This window comes from Myxococcus sp. MxC21-1 (assembly GCF_032612255.1).
Classification (GTDB): domain Bacteria; phylum Myxococcota; class Myxococcia; order Myxococcales; family Myxococcaceae; genus Myxococcus; species Myxococcus virescens.
The window spans coordinates 7,983,791-8,001,191 of the sequence record NZ_CP123278.1; the positions used below are offsets into that span (position 1 = coordinate 7,983,791).

Sequence of the window (17,401 nt, forward strand, 5' to 3'; positions counted from 1 at the left end):
CGGGAGGCAACGGCTCGAAAGCAAGCCGCTCTGGGTTCATCTCCGCCTCGTCACCAAAGACGAGCGGTTGGCTTCCGCCGCCACGTGACACCCCCGCGCCCTTCCGCACGCCCCGGCTCGCATGCCCCTGCTGGCCCGAGTTGGATTGCCCCTCGCCCGCGCCGGATTGCCCCTCGCCCTCGCCGCCGCGCCCCGACTGCCCCTGCCCCTGGCGCCCCTGGCCGCCAGAACCCTGGCGACGGGCCTGCGAATTGGAACCGTTGCGGCGGTTCGAATCGAAGCGGTTCTCCAGCGACTGACGCCTGCGCTCCAGCGCCTCGCGCAGGCTTGCAATCTGGTCCGGTGAACCGGAGGCCCGCGCGCGGGCAGCGCTCTGCGCCTCACCGGAGCGCTCACTCCGCGAGCCTTCCGTTCCCTGCTGTCCCTCGGCGCCCTGCGTTCCTTGCCCGGACGCGCGCGTGGCATCCGCCTGTGCCGCTTCGCCGTTCTCGGACTCGTGCGGCGCCCCGTCCTCCCCGTTCCGTCCGCGTCGTCGGACGAGCCACCTTCTTTGCCGCCTTCCAGCGCCATCAGCGCCAGCTCCAAGGCCTCGCGCTCACGCGTGGCGGCCTCGGCGCCTCCCGCGGCGCCCAGCGCGTCCTCCAACGCCCGCGCGGCCTCCGCGGCCTGGGCCAATTGCGCGGCGGCCTCCGCGGCCTGCTCGGCCAACCGCTTCTCCAGCGCGTCGGCGGCCTCCCAGTCTCCGGCGTCGAAGCGACCCTCGGCGACTTCCTCGGCCAGGCGCCGCAGTTCGTCCTCGACGGCCTCCTCCAGCACCTCTTCCTTGGCGAGCGCCTCCGCCTGCGCCTGGACCGCGGCCACCTTCGCCGCGGCAGCGGCATTCACGGCGCGGCCTCGTGGCGCGGACAGGGGCAACAGGAAGCCCGCTGCCGCGAACAGCACCGCGCCCGCGAGCGCCGCGGCCGGGCGCCGCCACTTCACGTCGGGAGGCTTCACCCCACCCGCGAACTGATTGACGGCCAGCTCCCACTCCCCACCGGGCGCTCCAGTCGGGTGAGGAGCAGCCCGCCCGCGTTCGCCGACCGGTCCGCGAGCACCGCCGCCTGCTCCAACGACACCCGCCGGGAACGCGCACGCCAGAACCACGCGCCCAGCCCCAGCGCCAGAAGCGGTGGCAGGGCCCACACGAAGGCGCCGCGCAGGAGGAACCGGGCCAGCACGCAGGCCGTGGCGGTGGCCCACATCGGAACGATGCCGGCCTCCGCCCATGCCACCGCGTTGAGGCGCCGCTGCACACGCCGGATGGGCGCGAGCACCAGGGCCTGGAAGCGGCGTTCTTCACTGGCAGCCATGAAGCGGCGAGTGTCGACTACTCGGCCCACTCCCCACAAGCAACGCGACGCCCAGCCGTCGCGGTCCGGGTGTGTGCGGTCGCATCCCGCCGTGCATTGACGCCCCCTTTCCGCCGCCTGGCACGGATCGCCCGAGCCTCGCGGACACCGACGCAGCATCTCCGCGGAGGAAGTGCCCATGGCCGCGCCTTCACGCGAGACTGCCCCAGGTGCCGCCCCGCGCGGCAAAGACGGCCCACGCACCGTCCCCCAGTGCCATCAAGCCCACCGGACTGCTGCTACAACCCCTCTTCCGGATGCTCCTCGCCCGCCCTCCAGAACTGGCGCCCCAGGCGCCGTGGCCGGACATGCCCCTGGTGGTGTGGCCCACCGCGCTGGCGATGTGGGGCCCCGGCGACGCGACGACGAAGCACGCCCACCACGCCATGCACCTGGTGCTGTGCCGGCAGGGCACCCTGTCCGTCCGCGCGCAAGGCATGAAGACCGCCGAGCAGGCAGCCGGCGTGCTCGTGGGCCCGGACATTCTCCACGCGCTCGACGCACGAGACCGCGAGGTCATCATCCTCTTCGTCGAACCCGAGAGCGACGACGGCGCGCGACTCCAGGCCGCGCTCGACGGTCCGCTACGCCTGTTCGAGACGACGCAGCGCGATGCCCTCCTCGGCGGGCTGCCCACTGCGGGAGCACTGGCACACGAGGCGGTCGGCGGATGGATGGAGTCCACGCTGGCCACCCTCTCCGGGACGCCCGAAGCCCCCGTCACCTCCACCCGCGCGTGCGCAAGCTGCTGCGCCACCTGCGCGCGGAGGCCGCGCCGGAAGACACCTCGCTCGAGGCCCTGGCCCAGGTCGCGGGCCTCTCGCCCGGCAGGCTGATGCACACGTTCACCGAATCCGTCGGTGTGCCACTGCGGCCCTACCTCCTGTGGCTCCGGCTCCAGCGGGCCGCGGGCGCCATCGCCGCGGGCCACACCTTGAGTGAAGCCGCCCACGCGGCCGGCTTCTCGGATGCGGCGCACCTGACGCGCACCTTCCGGCGGATGTTCGGCACCACGCCGTCATCGCTTCAGCGCCGTGGACCGCGCGTCCAGGCGCAGGGACGCAACGGCGCGCCCCGCTGAGCACCGCGCACCTGTGGCGCAGCAGCTCGCGCACGCGCTGCCGCTCGAGTGCGCCCGAATCACCCTCCAGTCGGAGGGCAACCCGGCAGCCTCAGCACCGACGCGTTCATCGCCGCGAACGACCCCAAGGACCTGAAGGAAGAGGACCACCGGCTCCTCGATGGCGCGCTCTACCTGCAGAGGGTCAGCCTGCTGGGGCGCATGTGCGCCCCCTATTCGACGGAAGAGATGCTCGAGCTGGAGACCCGGTCGCTCCTCACCGAGCGGTTGGGGAATGCCGACTTCAGCAGCATCCTGACCGACACGAAGGCGAGGGCGAGGAAGGACCCTTAGCTCCTGCGGGAGGTGCTCGCCGCCGCCGACAAGGCCGCGGAGTGGGATGGCGTCTCGGCCCGGAACAAGGTGCGGTGGCCCATCGTCAAGGTGGTGGAAGCCGTCAGCCAGCGCGACAAGCGGTAGCGGCAAGGCCGGGGGCGGCGCGACGCGCGCCGCCTCTCGGAGCGCAGCCAGTTCGTTCAAGCGAACGCCAGCACCGGGGCGCCATCCTGAAGTCAACGGCACGGCAGGCCACTCCCTCCCGTGCCTCTCTTCAGGAGCACACCCCATGTCCTTCGCCATCCTCCTGCTGTCCTTCTTCCTGCTGCTGCACCTGCCGCCGCTGCGGCGCATCCCCGCGCTGTCCACCCCCACGGCGCGCGCCGCGGTCGCCGCGGGGCTCTTCTTCGTGGGCGCGGGCGTCATGCACTTCGTCATGCCCGCGCGCTACGCGGCCATGATTCCGCCGCGACTGCCATCACCCGCCTTCTGGGTCTACCTCTCCGGAGCCGCGGAGGTCGCGGGCGGGCTGGGGCTGCTGCTGCCACGCACCCGTCGACTCGCGGCGCTGGGGCTCATCGCGCTGCTGCTGGCCATCCTCCCCGCCAACATCCATGAGGCCCAGGCCAACACCGCCGCCCATGTGCTGCCCTTCCCGGACTGGTACTTCTGGCTGCGCATCCCCTTCCAGCTCGTCTACGTCGCCTGGGTGGCGTGGGCTGGCGGCTGGTGGCCCGTCCGCGGCCGTGCGCGACTGGCAGCCCACGGTTAGGCTCGCGCGCACCATGCACTTCCGCAAGCTCGGCCGCAGCGGCCTCGTCGTCAGTGAGATTTCCTACGGCAACTGGATCACCCACGGCTCCCAGGTGGAGGAAGAGGCCGCGCTCGCCTGCGTGCGCGCGGCGCTGGACGTGGGCATCACCACCTTCGACACCGCGGACGTATACGCGGCAACCCGCGCCGAGGAAGTGCTCGGCCGTGCCCTGAAGGGCCAGCGCCGCGCCGGCTACGAGCTCTTCACCAAGGTGTACTGGCCCACCGGCCCCGGAAAGAATGACCGCGGCCTGTCGCGCAAGCACATCCTGGAGAGCATCGACGGCTCGCTGCGCCGGCTACAGACGGACTACGTGGACCTGTACCAGGCCCACCGCTTCGACGTGGAGACGCCGCTGGAGGAGACGATGCTCGCGTTCGCAGACATCGTCCGCCAGGGCAAGGCGCTGTACATCGGCGTCTCCGAATGGACGGCCGACCAGATTCGCCAGGGCGCCGCGCTGGCCCGCGAGCTGCGCGTGCCCTTCATCTCCAACCAGCCGCAGTACTCCATGCTCTACCGCGTCATCGAGCCGCAGGTCATCCCGGCCTCCGACGAAGCAGGCCTGGGGCAGATTGTCTGGTCCCCCATCGCCCAGGGCGTCCTCACCGGCAAGTACCTGCCCGGCCAGCAGCCGCCCGCCGGCAGCCGCGCCACGGACGCCACCGGCGTGCGCTACGGCATCACCCGCTTCATGACGGATGACGTGCTCACCCGCGTGCAGCAGCTCGTCCCGCTGGCGAAGGATGCCGGCCTCTCCATGGCCCAGCTCGCCGTGGCCTGGGTGCTCCAGAATCCCAGCGTCTCCTCCGCCATCGTCGGCGCCTCCCGGCCAGAGCAGGTGCACGACAACGTGAAGGCCGCGGGCGTGAAGCTGAAGCCAGAGCTGCTGCGCCGGATTGACGCGGTGCTGGGCCCCGCCATCGAACGAAATCCAGCCCTGACCGACGTCCCCGCCCAGCGCCCCTGAGCCCGCCCCACCCGGGCGGGCGCCTGAGCGTCCGCTTCCGGGAGGGCGGCACCCAACCCGATCCGTTCCATTTGACTTTCCGCGCCAAGGGAACAAGACATGGGCCCGCAGGTTGGCAACCGGGTTGCGAGTGCACCGTGACCCACCTTTACCCAGGCTTCCCTCCATGACGCCCTTCCTCTCCCTGGCCCAGACGAATCACACCGAGCTGGGCTGGCTCAGCAGCAAGCTGCTCGGCGTGACGCTCACCTCCGCCGAATGGGTGCTCTGGGTGCTCGTCATCCTCTCGGTGCTCTCCATCGCCATCATGCTGGAGCGCACGGTGTACTTCGCTCGCCACCGGCTGCCGGACTCGGAGGCCCTGGCGGTGCGGCTGGCCCGCGGCGAGTACGACGTGGCCCGCAAGGCCATTGAAGGCAAGACGGGCATGGAGGCCGCCATCATCCGCGAGGCCCTGGCCTCCGCCGACCAGGGCGCGGACACGGTGGAGCAGGTGATTGCCTCCACCCTGTCGCGTGAGCGCCCCCAGTACGAGCGCTTCCTGTCGTACCTGGGCACGCTGGGCAACAACGCGCCGTTCATCGGTCTGTTCGGCACGGTGCTGGGCATCATCAAGGCCTTCAATGACCTGGGGAAGATGAACGCCCAGGGCGGCGGCGGGGCCATGCAGCAGACCGTCATGGCCGGCATCTCCGAAGCGCTGGTCGCCACGGCCGTGGGTCTGGCGGTGGCGATTCCGGCGGTGGTGGCCTTCAACGTCTTCAACCGCCAGCTCAAGACGCTCACCAGCCGCGCCAATGCCCTGGGCTACGCCCTGGTGGGCAGCATGCGCGCCGAGCGCCCCGCGTCCAGCACGGCCACTGCGGCTCGCGCCGCGGAGGCCCGCTAGGCCATGGCGGGCGGCGCGCAGGACAACGACGACGAAATCACAGGCATCAACGTCACCCCGCTGGTGGACGTGGTGCTGGTGCTGCTCATCATCTTCATGGTGACGGCCAACTTCATCGTCCGCGAGACGGTGGAGGTGGACCTGCCCCGAGCCGCCAACGGCGGTGAGACGGTGCAGGGCCTGGTCAACGTGGTGCTGGACAAGGAGGGCAAGCTCTTCTTCGACGGCACCGAGATGACCGAGAAGGACCTGGAGAAGCGCGTTCAGGAAGCGGTGGCCAAGGACAAGGAGACGCGCGCCATCATCAGCGCCGACCAGTCGCTGCCCTATGGCCGCGTCATGCGGCTCATCGACGTGGTGAAGGGCCAGGGCATCGCCAAGTTCGCGCTCAACATCGAGAAGGACGTAGCCCCCGCGGCCGCGCCCTCAGCCCCCTGAGGCAAGGCGTCACTTCATGAGTCAGGCGGTCCTCGACAACGCTCCGACGCCCCGACGCGATCGCTCCCTGGCCGTGGTAGGCGTCTTCCTGCTCGTGTCGCTGGGGATTCACGTCGGCGGCTTCTGGGCGCTCGGGGAAGGCGCCTCGCGCACCCTCCCCGCGGCCAGGCGCCCCGTGGAGATGGTGATGGTGGAGGTGGTGAAGCCGCCCCCGCCACCCCCGCCGCCCCCGAGACGCCGAAGCCGGAGGAGCCGCCCAAGCCGCCGCCCCCAAGCCCAAGGTGGTGAAGCCGCCGCCGGTGAAGGTGGCCGAGGCCCCCAAGCCGCTGCCCCCACCGCCCGTGGACGCGCCGCCGCCGCCCAACGACACCCCGCCGCCGGAGCCGCAGGCCAAGCCGCCGCCGCTCGTGGTGGGCATGACGATGTCCTCCACCACCAGCGCGGGCTCGTTCTCCGCGCCCGTGGGCAACACCGCGTATGGCAGGACGGGCCCCACCGCGAAGGACCCCAAGGACGTGAAGGGGTACAGCGCGCCGAAGTACGCGCCCATCTACCAGGTGGACTCCGAGCCCACGGTGGCCTCCGAGGTGAAGATTCCCTATCCGGAGGAAGCGCGCCGCGCGGGCGTGGAGGGCACCGTCACGCTCTCCATCACCATCGACCACGAGGGCAAGGTGGTGGCGGTGAAGATTCTCAAGGGGCCCGGCTATGGCCTCAACGAGGCGGCGAGGGATGCCATCCGCCGCTTCCGCTTCAAGCCCGCCATCAAGGGCGGCGAGCCCGTCTCCACGGAGATGAAGTACTCGTACACCTTCCTGCTGGACTGACCCGGGGCGCCTACTGCGCGCCCAGCGCGCGGCGCATGATGTCGCGCAGCGCGCACAGGTCCTCTTCCGGCAGGCCGCAGATGGCGTCCGGCGGCTCGAAGATGCGCTCCAGCAGCCGCTCGCGCAGCGCAGCGCCGTCCTCCGTCAGGACCAGCATCTTCACCCGCCGATCCTGCTCGGAGCTGCGGCGCACCACCAGTCCGCGCGCCTCCATCCGGTCCACCAGGCCCGTGACATTGGACGCGTCGCACGACAAGTAGGCGGCCAGCGTGCTCATGGCCAGCGGCCCTTCCCCCAGCTGTCGCAACACGTGCGCCTGCACCGGCGACAGGTCGAACTCCGCCGCCAGTGCGGGGAAGTTGCGCATGTGCGTGTGCATCAGCTCGAAGAGGAGTGTCCACGCCTGGCGTGGCAAGTCACCCGCAGGTCCGGCCTGCCCGGGCCCGCTCCCCGGCTTCGTCTTCCGCTCCAGCTGCTCGCCGCTCCCGTTCATGCCTCTCATGTTATGTCACCTGAGCCACCTAAACAATTGACCTCATCAACTATTGAGGGTTACTACATTCCGGAGCTTCCAAATTCGGACGTCATGGACTATGGCTGCCGACCCGAGGCTCGAACCCGTAGCAAGTCCATTCTGGACGCAGTGGCCCGCGCCGGCGCGGGCCCTTGAGGAGGTAGAGGCGGTCATGAGTTCATTCCTGGCGCTGTCCCTCGCGGCCACCCTGGCCGCGGCACCGCCGCCTACGCTGACCCTGGAGGACGCACTCAACCGCGCCCGCAAGGAGAACCTGGACCTCAAGGCCGCACAGGCCCGCCTCGCTCAGGCGGATACCGCGTCGCGCAAGGCCTGGGCCGGCTACCTCCCCAACGTCACCGTCAACGGCGCCATCACCCGCAACTCCATCGAAGCGGTGATTCCGGCGGGTCCGCTCGCGCCCGTGGAAATCGTCATCCAGCCGCGGGTGCAGATGCAGGCCCAGGGCCAGGTGCGGCAGGCCATCATCGCCCCGCAGCTGTGGGCCGGGATCCAGGCCGCCTACAAAGCGGAGCGCGTGGCGGAGCTCAACGTGGAGCAGGCGCGGCGCGAAATCTTCTTCGGCGTGGCGCAGGCGTACTACGGCACCGTGGCGCAGGCCCAGGCCGTGGCGGTGCAGGAGCGGCTGGTAGAGCTCAACAGCGCGCGCGCCAAGGACACGCAGGTCCGCTTCGAGGCGGGGACGGTGACGCGCGTGGCGCTGCTGCGCGCCGAGCAGGACCTGGCCCGTGCGGAGCAGGACCTGGTCCGCGCGCGCAACGCGGAGGCGTCCGCCAAGCTGGTGCTGGCCACCCTGCTGGCGCTGGACGACCCGAACTTCGACGTGGCGCCGCCGCCGGAGCCCCAGGTGCCGGAGAAGACGGACACCAACGTGCTCGTCGAGCGCTCGCTCGAGCAGCGCGCGGACGTCGCCGCGGCGCGTGAGTCCGTGGAGCTGGCGCAAATCAACAAGCGCGGCGTGTGGCTCAGCTACCTGCCCAACGTGCAGGTCTCCGGTACCTACAACATCAGCAACGCGGCGGGCCTCGTGGGCTCCAACCGCATCTGGCTCATCACCCTGGGCGCCAGCTGGACGTTGTGGGACGGCGGCCTGCGTGAGGCCAACCTGCAGGAGGCCTCGGCCGTCATCGCGGAGAACCGGGCGTTGCAGCGCAAGGCGGAGCTCACCGCACGCCAGGAAGTGAATACCGCGCAGCTCGACCTGGAGAGCGCCCTGGCCAACCGCCTCAAGGCCTCGCAGGCCGTGGAGCTGGCGCGCGAGTCCCATCGCCTCACCGAGGTCTCCTTCAAGGAAGGCGTGGCCACGTACCTGGAGGTCGCGGACGCGAACACCGCGCTGACGCAGGCGGAGATTGGCCTGGTGGGTGAGCGGCTGCAGGCCTCGCTCGCCGGCCTGCGCCTGCTGCGCGCGGTGGGCGCGTTCGGCGCCCGTCCCCTGACGACGGACCTGAAGGTGGAGACCTCGGAGGCCCCGTTCCTCCAGCCGCTGCCGGAGCAGACGCAGCCGACGCAGCCCACCCAGGAAGGGCCGGCGGACGCCCCCGGCAGCCGTAATTCCGCGCGGCCTCCCGGCGCCCGCCGTTCCCAGGCGCCGGGTTGCCCGCCGTGGAAGGTGGGCGGCGAGCGCCGGTTGTGAGCGGCCTTCGCCAGCCCCACCCTCGTGGAGAGAGGCATCACACCCTTTCCCGAGGAGGACGTCATGGCGGAAGGACAGTGGGGCAACTGCAAGGGCTGCCGTTACTTCGCCAACCAGACACCCCAGAGCGCCGGCGAGACGCACCGCTGCATGCAGCCGGAGCTGGCCGAGTTCGAATTGGAGGTGTCCGGAGAAAGCGGCTGCAACGCCTACGAGGCGCGCACCGGTGTGGCCACTCCGGCGTACGAAGGGCCCTCTCCTTCACTGCACTGAGCGCGAGCGCGCCCTGGGGGTCTTCAGCCGCCCGGGGCCTCGCGGGTGAGCGGCACCACGGCCCCCGTCATCTTCGGACCGGCGCCGTAGTAGATGCGCTCCAGGAGCCGCCGCTGGTGCACCAACGGCGCGTCGAAACGGTCCAACCGCATGCCCTTGTGACTGTAGGGTGTGTCCGCCACGGTGGTGATGAAGCGCGCGTCGTCGCGCACCTCCCACCAGGTGAGCGCCATGGCCGCCCGCGCCGCCACGGGAAGCAGCGGACGCAGCAGCGGCTGTTCGGTGCGCAGGAAGGAGAAGACGTGCAGGCGCGTGGTGCGCGCCGTCTCCGGCACGAAGAAGATGTTCGCCCGGGTGATGAAGGGACGCGGCGAGCCGTCCGGCGCCACCCAGCGGATGGTGTACTGGCTGCGCACCGGGTCGAAGCGCGTCACCCAGTCGTTCTGGAAGAAGTCACCGTCGCGCACGCCCAGCACCGTCATGATGGGCGCGGGTCGCTGCGGGGCGCGGTAGTGCACCTCCGTGCGGTCCTCCAGGTTGCGCGCCTCGAACTCCACCCGGCCCGCGTTCGGGTCGTCCCAGCCCAGCCGGGTGTGGACGTAGGGCGTGTGTTCGTCCTCGCTGAAGTTGTCGAGCGACACGTGCAGCGGCGCCGCGAAGTGCGTGGAGAACGCGCCGCCGAAGACGTAGCCCTCATCGCCCATGTCGGGCATGGCCGAAAGCGGCGTGTCCCGCTCGGCCAGCCAGAGGTAGCCGTAGCGCTCCACCACCTGGAAGCTGCGCGCGTCACAGTGGCGCAGCTCCGGCTGGCTGGGGTTGCTGCCGCGCCCTCCGCGTCGAAGCGCCAGCCGTGGTACGGACACTGGAGCCGGCCGTCCGCGCGCACCGTCCCCTTGGACAGCGGCGCGAAGCGATGGGGGCAGGCATCCGCGAGCGCCGCGGGCTGCCCCGTGCCATCCCGGAAGAGCGCGTAGGCGCGGCCCGCCACCTCCACGCGGACCGGCTTGGTGCCCAGCGCGCGGGCGGAGAGCACCGGATGAAAGTGACGGATGACCTTGGGGGTAGGCTCCATGAGGGCCCAGTATAAATCGACGACTATCCCTGCTTGGAATGGACTCCGAGTTACGCGGGGTGAACTGGAGGGCCGGGCAGCCCCCTTCCCCCTGGGTTATGCTCCCGCCCCCGTGGCAACCTCTTCCGCTCCTCGCCGTCGTCCCCACGTCTTCGCCGTGCTGCTCGCCGTGGCCGCGTTGCTGGGCGCGGGAGGCGCGCTGCATGTCCAGGGCCTTTTGCCCGCGCGCGTGCCCTCCCCCGCCACCCCGTTCAGCTACCACGACTACGAGAAGGTGCTGCGGCACGTGCGCCCGGACGGGGACGTGGACTTCGCCTCGGTGGGGCGCGAGCGCAAGACGCTGGACGGCTTCGTCGACTCGCTGGCGTCGTTCTCCCCCCACAACCGCCCGGACGTCTTTCCCACGCCGGAGGACGCGCTGGCCTACTGGCTCAACGCCTACAACGCGCTCGTGCTCCAGCAGGTGGTGGACGGCTACCCGTACCTCGAAACCGTGCAGCAGCCAGTGCTGGGACGCTTCTTCTGGGGCCGCTCCTGGGCGGTGGGCGGTGAGCGGCTGACGCTGTGGGCGCTGCACGACCGCGTGCTGCGCCGCGAGTTCGCCGACCCGCGCATCCACCGGCGCTCTTCCAGGCCGCGCGCGGGGCCCCGGCTGGACGGCTCGCACTTCCAGCCGGAGTTCCTGGACTCGCAGCTCAACGAGGCCGGACGCCGCTTCGTGGGCGACCGGCGCAACGTGCGGCTGGAGCGGGACACCGTCTACCTGACGTCGCTCTTCGAGGAGTACCGCGAGGACTTCCTCGCCGCGCTGCCCGAGGGCCGCGGTGGCAACGTGCTCCAGTTCGTCTGGGCCTTCCTGCCGGACACCTGCGAGGAGCGCCCGGGCTGCGACACCCGCAGTGATTTGGACCGTGCCTGCGGTCCCCGGCTGGACCAGTGCCGCATCGCCTTCATGGAGCGGGACTGGACACTGCCGGACGCCGCCGCCCGGCCCGCGCGTCCCTGAGCCGCCTCACGTGGGCACACGCTCGCGCAGCCGCACGGCGCCGCGTCCTGATGAAGCGTCCGTGTCGTCCTTGCGCTGCCGCAGCCACTTCTCCAGCCCCACCACCGGCAGCACGACCGCGCCCACCAGGATGGACAGGCCCACGTCCTCCAAGCCCAGGGGCGCGGTGCCGAACACGCGCTGCATGAAGGGCAGGTACATGAAGGCCACCTGGAGCAGCACCAGCAGGCCCATGCCCACGAACACCGAGCGGTTGCTGAAGAGACCCACCTTGCGCACCGAGCCCATGAGGCTGCGGCACATGAACAGGTAGAACATCTGGAAGCTGATGACGGTGTTCACCGCCATCGTCTGGGCCTCGGCCAGCGCGTGCGCGTGCCCCGTGCGAGGAATGTCCCGGCGGTACTCCCACAGGAAGAGGCCGATGGCGCCCGCGGCCATCAGCAACGCCACCAGTCCGGTGCGCATCACCACGAAGCGGTTGAGCACCGGCGCCCCGGGGGCCCTGGGGGCCCTGCGCATGACGTCCGGCTCCCGGGCCTCGAAGGCCAGCGGCAGCGCCAGTGACACCGTGGCCACCAGGTTTATCCAGAGCAACTGCGTGGGCAGCATGGCCATCAGCGGCACCAGCCGTCCATCCACCTCCTGGATGGGGAAGAGGGACACGCCGAACAGCAGGATGAGCGCCAGCCCCAGGTTGGTGGGCAGGACGAAGGCCAGCGACTTGATGAGGTTGTCGTAGACGCGCCGCCCCTCCTCCACCGCCGCGACGATGGAGGCGAAGTTGTCATCCGTCAGCACGATGTCCGCCGCGTCCTTCGCCACCGCCGTGCCGGTGATGCCCATGGCCACGCCGATGTTGGCCTGCTTGAGCGCGGGCGCGTCATTGACGCCGTCCCCCGTCATGGCCACCACGTGCTGCCGGCGCTGGAGCGCGCGCACCAGCCGCAGCTTGTGCTCGGGCGCCACCCGCGCGAAGACGTTGGAGCGCAGGGCCACCTCCTCCAGCGCCGCGTCATCCGTGGCGGCCAGCCGCGCGCCGGGGATGCCCTCCTCCCCGGCTTCAGCAGCCCCAACTGCGCGCCGATGGCCGCTGCCGTGGAGGGGTGGTCACCGGTAATCATCTTCACCGTGATTCCCGCCTCGTGGCAGGCGCGCACCGCGGCCATGGCCTCCTCGCGAGGCGGGTCAATCATCCCCTCCAGGCCCAGCAACCGCAGGCCGCCCTGGACGTCCTCCATGCGCAGCGCGACGTGTGACACCGTCACCTCCCGGCATGCCACCGCGAGCACGCGCATGCCCTGCCGCGCCAGGCCGTCCACCTCCGCCAGCACCGTGCTGGACGAGCAGCCGTCCTCCAGGGCACAGCGGCGCAGGACGACTTCCGGCGCCCCCTTGAGCAGGATGCGGCGGCCGCCCTTCCCGTCGTCGTGCAGGGTGGCCATGAACTGGTTCTCCGACTCGAAGGGGATGGCGTCCACGCGCGGGTGCGCCTGCCGGGCGTCGTCCACGTGCATGCCCGCCTTCTCCGCCGCCACCAGCAGCGCGGCCTCGGTGGGGTCGCCCGTCATGTCCCACTGTCCATCGCGGGGCTGGAGCGCGGCGTCGTTGCACAGCACGCCCGCCAGCAGCAGCTCACACACGTCCGGCGGCGGCGCATCCAACGGCGGCCCCCCGCGTCAGCACCCCTTGGGGGCGTAGCCCACGCCGCTGAGCGCGTAGCGCCCGTGGGTCGTCCACAAGGCCTGCACCGTCATCTCATTGCGGGTGAGCGTGCCCGTCTTGTCCGTACAGATGACGGTGGTGCTGCCCAACGTCTCCACCGCGGGCAGCTTGCGGATGACGGCGCGCCGGGCGGCCATGCGTTGCACGCCAATGGCCAGGGCGATGGTGACGATGGCGGGCAGTCCTTCTGGAATGGCGGCGACCGCCAGCGTAATCGCCACCACGACGGCCTCGCTCACCGCGTAGCCACGAACCAGCCCCACCGCCAGCAGCGCGGCGGAGATCACCAGGATGCCCAGGGTGATGTACTTGCCGATGACGGCCAGCGCCTTGGTGAGCGGCGTCTGGAGGTCGGTGGCCTCGCGGAGCAGCGTGGAGATGCGGCCCAGCTCGGTGGCCTGCCCGGTGGCCACCACCACCGCGGTGGCGGAGCCGGACGTCACCAGGGTGCCACCGAAGAGCAGGCTGGCCCGGTCTCCCAGCTCCGCGTCCGCCGGCACGGGCGCCACGGCCTTCTGCGCGGGCACGGACTCGCCCGTGAGCGCGGCCTCCTCCACCGTGAGGTTGCGCGCGGAGAGCAGCCGCATGTCCGCGGGCACCTTGTCACCCGGCGTCAGCTCCATGACGTCGCCCGGCACCCCCTGCGCCGCGGGGACCCGCAGCTTGCGGCCCGCGCGAATCACCGTGGCGTTCTCCGGCACCATGCGGCTGAGCGACTCAATGGCCTTCCCCGCGCGGTACTCCTGCACGAAGCCGATGAGGGTGTTGAGCACCACCACCGCGGCCACCACCAGCCCGTCCGTCACCTTCCCCATGATGACGGCCAGCACCGCGGAGGCGATGAGCACCCAGATGAAGGGGCTGTTCACCTGCCGCCACAGCAGCTTCAGCGGGCCATCCCGCTGGGCGCGCTCCAGCACGTTGGGCCCATGGCGCGATAGGCGCTCGCGCGCTTCCTCGTCCGTCAGCCCTTCGGCCGTGCTCCCGAGCGACGTCAGCACCTGGTCCGGTGGCAGCGCGTGCCACAGGGGCTTCGTGCCGGCAGGCGGCCCGGCGGGCGCTGGTGCACCCGGTCGTTCGGGTGCGGCGGGCTGGTCTTTCATCCGGTGACTCCTTCCAATGCAATCTGGCAACGGTCGCGCGCATCTCCACCTGGGCAGTGGGCGGGTGGACATCACACGGCCCTCCAGGGCCATTGTTCCGGACCGAGAGGGAAAGAAAGGCGCCCCCCAGGGCGAGGCAAGGGCCAATCCCCCACGGCTTTCAGCACCCCGGGGACGCCTGTCATTGGCACTGCGAGTGCAATCACTTTGCAACAGACAATGGGTCCGGGAGGCGCAAGTGATTGTGAAGCAGTGGAGAAAGGGATTGGGCCTGTTGCCCGTCCTCGGGCTGGCGGTGGGGTGTGGCGGCGTGGTGGCGGAGGAGCTCGGGGAGCAGCAGGCCCAGGGCGCGGCGGTGAAGGTGCAGGCGCTTCCGCCCGGCTGCGAGGACCTGGGCATCGAGTACAACAGCGTGGCGCGCCACGCGGGTGACACGTACGTCGTGCAGGACGCGCCGGACACGCCGCACAACACGTCCACGGTGCTCGTCTCCGACGGCAACCCCCGGCAGGAGACCTACCTGCGCTTCCGGGTCGACGCCGCTGCGTCCACCACCATCATCCAGGCGGAGCTGAGGCTCCATGCCCTGGATGGCTCGAGCAACGGCCCCGCCGTGTATGCCACCCGCGCGGATTGGGACCCCTACTCCCTCACGTGGAACAACCGCCCCGCCCTCGTCGGCGCGCCGCTCGCGAACGTGGGTCCCATCGCCTCCGGGACCTTCGTGACGTACGACGTCACGGCCCACGTGACGGGCAATGGCCTGTACAGCTTCGCCCTCGTGCCCGAGGTGGGAGACGGCACGGACTTCGCCTCGACCCGGCACCCCACGTATGGCCTTGGTCCTGAGCTGCGGCTGCGACTGCGGGAGACGGAACCCCGGTGCCAGCACCGGGGCACGGGCGGCGCCGTCACCCAGGTCCTCCGCGGCGACACGCTCCCTCGCGACCTGGCCATGGATGGCAGCGGCGGCTTCGCTACCCTGGCCACGTACTCGACGGACGCCGGGTCGGGGATGCGGCTGACCCGGTACGACGCGAACGGCTCCGTGGTGTGGATGCAGAACTACCCCGAGAACAACGGGGGTTGGCGGACGCTCGGAGGGCTCGTGATGACGCCCCTGGGCAATCTGCTCGTACACGGGAGCTTCACGGGCCCACTGGACTTCGGCACGGGCCCCCTCCCCGGAACGGGTCCTGGCAACCATGGCCTGTTCATCGCGAAGTTCAGCCCCACCGGGCAGTTCGTCTGGGGCAAGGCCTTCCGCGCCTTCACCCACGAGCAGGGCATGACCACGCCGGCCCCAATCCGGGCGCGCGGCATCGCCACCGACGCCAACGGCAGCCTCATTGTCACCGGCGACTTCCAGGGCCGCACGGACCTGGGAGGCGGCCCCCTGGACGCGGGGCCTTTCAGTCACACGAGCGTCGGCCGCCGGGGAATGTTCCTCGCGAAGTTCTCATGGGAAGGAACGCACGTGTGGTCCCATGCCTTCGCCGCGGGCAACGATTGGGACACGCTGGGGCTGGCCGTGGCGACCGACAGCCAGGGACACATCCTGGTCGGCGGAACCACGAGCGGCGTCAATGACCTGGGCTCCTCCACGTGGATGACGCCCTTCATCGCGCGCTTCCTCCCCACCGGCGAACGCCACTGGGTGCGCCGCCTCGACGGGGCGCGGGGCAACATCACGGGGGTGGCGGCGATGCCGGATGGCGCCGTGGCGTTCAGAGGCGATGTCCGTGGCACCTTCACCTTCGCGGGCACGTCGCTGTCGAACCCCACCGAAGACCCGGACATGGTGCTGGGCGTGTTGGAGTCTTCTTCAACGGACCGCTGGGGACGCCTGTACGGCGGCGTCCATGGTGAGTACGGCGGAGACCTCGTCGTGGACGCGCAGGGCAACCTGGTGACGTCGGGCGTGTTCAGTTACGAGACGGACCTGGGCGGCGGCACCTTGAATCCCGACCAGGCCGGCGAGGAGAGCTCCTTCGTGGCCAGCTACGGGCCCGACGGCAGCCACCGCTGGTCCCGCGCCGTGGGAGACGGACTGGCGCCGACGCTGCTGGGCCTGACGCCTTCGCGAGAGGTGCTCTTCGGTGGCCTCCTCGAGGAGTCGGAGGTCATCCGAGTGGACCAGACGGAGTACTCCTCCGAAGGAGGCTTCACCCTCCTCCTGAGGCTGTCACCCTGAAGCCCGCCGTGTCCTCCGGGATGGGCGGGGAGCACTTACGTCCCGGAGGACAGGCGAATCCACTGGCGCGCCACATGTGAGCGCCGAGCCGCATCCAACACCCGTTGGTTGCGCCAGCCGTCCTCCAGCGTGGCCGCGTCCTCCACCGAGGCGCGGTCTTCGCGCAGGGCCTGGGTGAATGCTCGGGCCAGCAGCAGGAAGCCGCGCGCCCACTCGTTGTCCGGCAGGCCGGGTGGAAGCGGCGGTTCCTCGAGAAGCGCCACCCGCTCCCAGGAACGTGTTCCCACCGTGGAGCGCCACAGCTCGCGGCCCTCCACGCGCAGGCCCCCGCGCGCGCAGGACACCTCGACGCCGTGCACGGGCTTGCCGGGGGACACCATCGACATCTCGATGGCGGCCGTCGTCGCCCCGAAGCGGAGCAGCAGCCGCGCCTCGTCGTCGCTCGTCACCGGGCGCGGCTGTCCCGTGAGCGCATCGGGCCGCTCGGGCGTGTGCGTGGCCAGCTCGCCCAGCACCTCGTCGGGCTCGGCGCCCAGCATGAAGCGCAGCGTGTCCACCGAGTGTGAGCCGATGGCGCCCAGGAGCCCGCCTCCTTGCGACGCGTCCGACCACCAGTCCCACGGCCGCTCCGGCGAGGCGCGGTTGTCGTTGCGATAGAAGACACGCGCGCCGCGCACCGCGCCCAGCTCACCAGAACGCAGCAGGGCTCGCATCCGCTGCCGCGCGGGCAGGAAGCGCAGCTCATGGTCCAGCAGCGCCAGGACACGCCGCTCACGCGCCGCGTGCCACATGGCCTCCGCCTCCCTCGCATCCAACGCGGTGGGCTTCTCACACAGCACCGCCTTGCCCGCCTCCAGCGCGGCCAGGGTGATGTCCCGGTGCAGCGCGGGCGGCGTGGAGATGCACACGCACGTCACGTCCGGCCGGGACACCACCTCACGCCAGTCCGTCGTCACATGCGGCACGCCCAACTGCCGGCCCGCCGCCTCCACCTTCTCGCGCCGCGCACTGGCCAGGCTCACCACCTCCACGCCCAGCAAGGCGCGCAGCGCGGGGATTTGCGTGGTGCGCGCGAAGCCCGCGCCAATGACACCCATTCGAACCGTGCGTGCCGTGGACATTTCTGTCTCCC

General features: G+C 70.8%; 16 protein-coding genes and 3 pseudogenes. 12 read left to right on the forward strand and 7 right to left on the reverse strand.

From position 1 onward, the window contains the following. Positions 1-36: 36 nt before the first annotated feature. Both QEG98_RS35585 and QEG98_RS35590 read right to left on the reverse strand, forming a co-directional pair. A complete protein-coding gene (locus QEG98_RS35585; protein ID WP_316564477.1) occupies positions 37-981 on the reverse strand; it encodes a hypothetical protein in 945 nt (314 codons plus the stop codon). A gap of 11 nt (positions 982-992) precedes the next feature. Then, on the reverse strand, positions 993-1,352 hold the full coding sequence (locus tag QEG98_RS35590) for a hypothetical protein (RefSeq protein ID WP_316564478.1): 360 nt from the start codon (positions 1,350-1,352) through the stop codon (positions 993-995). 209 nt (positions 1,353-1,561) lie between these two features. On the opposite strand from QEG98_RS35590, the gene QEG98_RS35595 reads away from it, so the two are divergent. The 8 genes and pseudogenes from QEG98_RS35595 (at position 1,562) to QEG98_RS35630 (ending at position 6,725) form a co-directional block, all read left to right on the forward strand. Further along, the gene (locus QEG98_RS35595) at positions 1,562-2,227 is read left to right on the forward strand and encodes a hypothetical protein (RefSeq protein WP_316564479.1); all 666 of its coding nucleotides are present in this window, start codon (positions 1,562-1,564) and stop codon (positions 2,225-2,227) included. Next, positions 2,227-2,472 carry a helix-turn-helix domain-containing protein gene (locus QEG98_RS35600; RefSeq protein ID WP_316564480.1) on the forward strand — a complete coding sequence of 82 codons (246 nt, stop codon included), beginning with the start codon at positions 2,227-2,229 and terminating at the stop codon, positions 2,470-2,472. Before QEG98_RS35595 ends, QEG98_RS35600 begins: the two co-directional genes overlap by 1 nt. 48 nt (positions 2,473-2,520) lie before the next feature. After that, positions 2,521-2,805: a hypothetical protein gene (locus QEG98_RS35605; RefSeq protein WP_316564481.1), complete on the forward strand. Its 285-nt coding sequence runs from the start codon at positions 2,521-2,523 to the stop codon at positions 2,803-2,805. Between the two features lie 271 nt (positions 2,806-3,076). Then, a complete protein-coding gene (locus QEG98_RS35610; protein ID WP_316564482.1) occupies positions 3,077-3,559 on the forward strand; it encodes a DoxX family membrane protein in 483 nt (160 codons plus the stop codon). 13 nt (positions 3,560-3,572) lie between these two features. After that, complete coding sequence (locus QEG98_RS35615; protein WP_316564483.1) at positions 3,573-4,571, forward strand: aldo/keto reductase family protein; 999 nt, start codon at positions 3,573-3,575, stop codon at positions 4,569-4,571. A 166-nt stretch (positions 4,572-4,737) separates the two neighbouring features. After that, entirely contained in the window at positions 4,738-5,460 is a 723-nt protein-coding gene (locus QEG98_RS35620; protein ID WP_090488393.1) for a MotA/TolQ/ExbB proton channel family protein, read from the forward strand. 3 nt (positions 5,461-5,463) lie between these two features. Next, positions 5,464-5,898 (forward strand): ExbD/TolR family protein, encoded by a 435-nt coding sequence (locus QEG98_RS35625; protein ID WP_141594587.1) that lies wholly within the window; start codon positions 5,464-5,466, stop codon positions 5,896-5,898. Between the two features lie 16 nt (positions 5,899-5,914). Continuing rightward, a pseudogene (locus tag QEG98_RS35630) lies at positions 5,915-6,725 on the forward strand (energy transducer TonB). 10 nt (positions 6,726-6,735) lie between these two features. On the opposite strand, the gene QEG98_RS35635 reads toward QEG98_RS35630, so the two are convergent. After that, positions 6,736-7,227: a MarR family winged helix-turn-helix transcriptional regulator gene (locus QEG98_RS35635; RefSeq protein ID WP_011556416.1), complete on the reverse strand. Its 492-nt coding sequence runs from the start codon at positions 7,225-7,227 to the stop codon at positions 6,736-6,738. Positions 7,228-7,411: 184 nt separating this feature from the next. On the opposite strand from QEG98_RS35635, the gene QEG98_RS35640 reads away from it, so the two are divergent. Both QEG98_RS35640 and QEG98_RS35645 read left to right on the forward strand, forming a co-directional pair. Further along, a complete protein-coding gene (locus QEG98_RS35640; RefSeq protein WP_316564484.1) occupies positions 7,412-8,896 on the forward strand; it encodes a TolC family protein in 1,485 nt (494 codons plus the stop codon). 63 nt (positions 8,897-8,959) lie between these two features. Further along, positions 8,960-9,169, forward strand: a complete 210-nt coding sequence (locus QEG98_RS35645; RefSeq protein WP_225888207.1) for a hypothetical protein — start codon at positions 8,960-8,962, stop codon at positions 9,167-9,169. Between the two features lie 23 nt (positions 9,170-9,192). On the opposite strand, the gene QEG98_RS35650 is transcribed toward QEG98_RS35645, so the two are convergent. Together QEG98_RS35650 and QEG98_RS42470 are read right to left on the reverse strand one after the other, a co-directional pair. After that, entirely contained in the window at positions 9,193-10,032 is an 840-nt protein-coding gene (locus QEG98_RS35650; protein WP_410478105.1) for a (2Fe-2S)-binding protein, read from the reverse strand. Further along, positions 10,032-10,241: pseudogene (locus QEG98_RS42470) on the reverse strand (Rieske 2Fe-2S domain-containing protein); the annotation flags it as partial. The gene QEG98_RS35650 and the pseudogene QEG98_RS42470, both read right to left, overlap by 1 nt. Here QEG98_RS42470 and QEG98_RS35655 point away from each other — a divergent pair. Beyond that, a complete protein-coding gene (locus tag QEG98_RS35655) occupies positions 10,219-11,247 on the forward strand; it encodes a DUF547 domain-containing protein (RefSeq protein WP_316564485.1) in 1,029 nt (342 codons plus the stop codon). The pseudogene QEG98_RS42470 and the gene QEG98_RS35655 sit on opposite strands and share 23 nt — an antisense overlap. A 6-nt stretch (positions 11,248-11,253) precedes the next feature. Here the strand turns inward: QEG98_RS35655 and QEG98_RS35660 are convergent. Further along, positions 11,254-14,075, reverse strand: a pseudogene (locus QEG98_RS35660) (cation-translocating P-type ATPase). Positions 14,076-14,313: 238 nt separating this feature from the next. On the opposite strand from QEG98_RS35660, the gene QEG98_RS35665 reads away from it, so the two are divergent. After that, complete coding sequence (locus tag QEG98_RS35665) at positions 14,314-16,269, forward strand: DNRLRE domain-containing protein (RefSeq protein ID WP_316564486.1); 1,956 nt, start codon at positions 14,314-14,316, stop codon at positions 16,267-16,269. Positions 16,270-16,304: 35 nt separating this feature from the next. Here the strand turns inward: QEG98_RS35665 and QEG98_RS35670 are convergent, their stop codons facing one another. Continuing rightward, positions 16,305-17,390, reverse strand: coding sequence for a Gfo/Idh/MocA family oxidoreductase (locus QEG98_RS35670; RefSeq protein ID WP_316564487.1), 1,086 nt, complete (start codon positions 17,388-17,390; stop codon positions 16,305-16,307). Positions 17,391-17,401 lie beyond the last annotated feature (11 nt).